We start from the raw sequence: 2,695 nt of genomic DNA, 5'->3' as shown, positions 1-2,695 counted from the left end.
CCGCGGCATCGGGCTTCGGTGCTTTCTGCGGCGCCCTGCGCCCGCCGGCGGCGGCCCTGGCGGCCCCCCGCCCGGTCCCGTCCGTCCGGGACGTGCCGCGGCGATGGCGCATCGGCTACGCCGAATCGATGCCCTACGGCAACTACGCCGCCACCCTCGCCGCCATCCTGGGCGAGTTGGAGCGGATGGGCTGGACCGGCGGCCTGACGGGCATGCCCTACCGTCCGGGCCAGACCGACACCGCCGCGCTGTGGTCGTGGCTGGCCGCGCGGGCCGGCAGCCCGATTCTGGAATTCGTCCCCGACGCCCACGCCACCAACCTGACGCCCGAAGGCGCCGACGCCCTGGTGGAGCGTCTGCGCGGCGGGCGCGGCATCGACCTGATGATCGTCATGGGGACGGTCGCGGGGGTCGCCCTGGCCACCGACGCGCACCGGGTGCCGGTCCTGGCCTTTTCCTGCACCAACCCGGTCGCCGCCGGGATCGTCGCGTCGGAGACGGACACCGGGCGCGACCATGTGTGGGCCCACCTCGACCCGCGGCGGTTCCAGCGCCAGCTTTCCATCTTCCACAAGACCTTCCGGTTCCGGCGGCTGGGCATCGCCTACGACGACAGCCCGACGGGCCGGGCCATCGCCTCGCTGCCCGACATCGAGGCGATGGCGGGGCGGAGCGGATTCGAGCTGGTGGAGCGGCATGTCCGCGCGCCCATCGACCATCTCGACCAGTACCGCTACGAGGTCGAGCTGAGCGCCGCCTGGGACGCCCTGTCGCGCGAGGCGGAGGCCATGTACATCACCTACGGGCGCTGGCCGCTGGACCGCTTCCCGTCGCTGGTCCGGCCCTTCCTGAAACGCCGCGTCCCGACCTTCTCGCAGCTCGGCCCCGAGGAGGTGGAGCGCGGCGCGCTGATGAGCATCGCCCGCGCCGACATGGCGGGCATCGGCCATTTCGGCGCCGCCACCATCGCCCGCGTCATGGCCGGGGAGCCGCTGCGCCACCTGCCCCAGGTCTATTTCGACACGCCCTCCATCGCCTGGAACGCCGCGACCGCGGCGGCCATCGGCTACCGCATCCCCTTCCCCGCCCTGCTGGCGGCGGACTCGCTCCACGGAGTGCTCTAGCCATGGCTCCACGCGGTGCCCCGCCCCGCCGATCCGGCCTTCTCCGCGCCTTCCTGGTGTCCGTTCTGCTGGTCGGGGTGACCCTGGCCTTCAGCCTGAGCATCAACCTCGGCTCCTTCCGGCAGAATTACGCCGGCACGCTGATGGCCGCCTTCGCGGTGGTGGGCGGCAAGACCGTGGAGAACATCCAGGACGCGCTGGGCTACGGCAAGCCGTTGGACGACTTCTACGGTCTGGAGACCATCCTGGGGCAGCTCGCCGCCAACCTGCCCTGGGCGCGGGGCATCGGGGTGGCGGTGGAGGACGGGCGCGTCGTCGCCACCGCCACGGGGCGGCCCGTGGAACCGATGCCCGAAACCGCCCTGCGCCGCGCCCGCGTGGAGCTGGAGCGGCGCTCCCACTGGTTCGCGCACGACACCGACCACGGAACCTACACCCTCTATCTGCCGATCCGCGTCCCTGGCGGGACGGAGCGTGCCGGCGCTCCCGCCGGCTACCTGATCGTGCTGTCGGACAGCTCCACGGTAGACGCCCGCGTCGAGGAGTTCCGCGACCGCATCCTGCCGCAGCTTCTGTGGACGGGGCTGGGCACCGTGGGGTTTCTCGGCCTGACCGGCCTGGCCATGGCCTTCGGGCTCCGCCACGCCACGGCGGGCCGGCGGAGCCGGCTGGAGCGCGTCCGCCGCCTGCTGGCGCTGGGCGCGCTGCTGGCCGCCCAGGCCACGACGGCGGCGGAATGCTACACGCTGATTTCCTCCGCCCATCTGGAGGCCGCCGAGCAGGCGACCCAGATCGTCGCCCGGATGGTCCGCAACGACATCGAATCGGTGATCCGGCGCGGCCTGGATTACGGCGCCCTGGCCGGGGTGGACGGCTATTTCGAGCGCATCCGCGCCGGCATGCCCACCCTGCAATCCATCGAACTGGCCATGCCCGGCGACGCCCCGCCGGGCCACGAGGCCCGCCGCATGGCCGGCGGCATCCCCCTCCTGACGGAGGTGCCGGACGTCGCGCTGCGCTGGCCGCTGGCCCAGGACCGGGGCGGCGAGACGCGCGAGCTGGTGACCGTGGTGGACGGGGACCGGGTGGCCGCGCAACTGACCGAGTTCGGTCTGGACATGGCGACCATCCTCGTCACCTCGCTGCTGTTCATGTTCGAGATGGACCGCGTGCTGGGCGGGCGGACGAGGATGGTCCGCCGCGCCGCCGAACCTCAGGCCAAGGAATCCGGGGCCGTGGAGGCCGGAACCGGCGATTTCGCGGGGTCCATCCGCTTCTCGGCCTTCCTGATGTATTTCGGCGCCTTTCTGCCGGTGTCCTTCGTCCCGCTGATGATGACCAGCTTCGGAAGGCCCATCCCCTTGCTGTCCCCGTCCCAGATCGCCGCGGCGCCCCTGACGGCGGAGATGCTGTGCGGGGTCGCCGCGGCGCTGGCCGCCGGGCGGCTGACCGGGCGTTTCGGCTGGCGGGCGGTCTCGCTGGCCGGATTCGCGGCGGCGGCGGCGGGGATGGCGCTGGCCGCCGCGGCGGCGGGGGGCGCCGGCCCGCTGCTGTTCGGTCTGGGCCGCGGG

1 protein-coding gene and 1 pseudogene are annotated in these 2,695 nt (G+C 73.1%); both read left to right on the top strand.

Annotation, left to right across the window (positions count from 1 at the left end; genetic code table 11):
* Window positions 1-1,124 (top strand): ABC transporter substrate binding protein (locus QSG27_RS28415; protein ID WP_306712146.1); only part of this gene is annotated, 1,124 nt, incomplete at its 5' end.
* A 2-nt stretch (window positions 1,125-1,126) separates the two neighbouring features.
* A pseudogene (locus QSG27_RS28410) lies at window positions 1,127-2,695 on the top strand (hypothetical protein); the annotation flags it as partial.

It is taken from the genome of Azospirillum isscasi (assembly GCF_030849505.1).
Classification (GTDB): Bacteria; Pseudomonadota; Alphaproteobacteria; order Azospirillales; family Azospirillaceae; genus Azospirillum; species Azospirillum isscasi.
The sequence above is the reverse complement of the archived record's forward strand: the minus strand, read 5'-3'. Positions and strand labels throughout refer to the sequence as shown.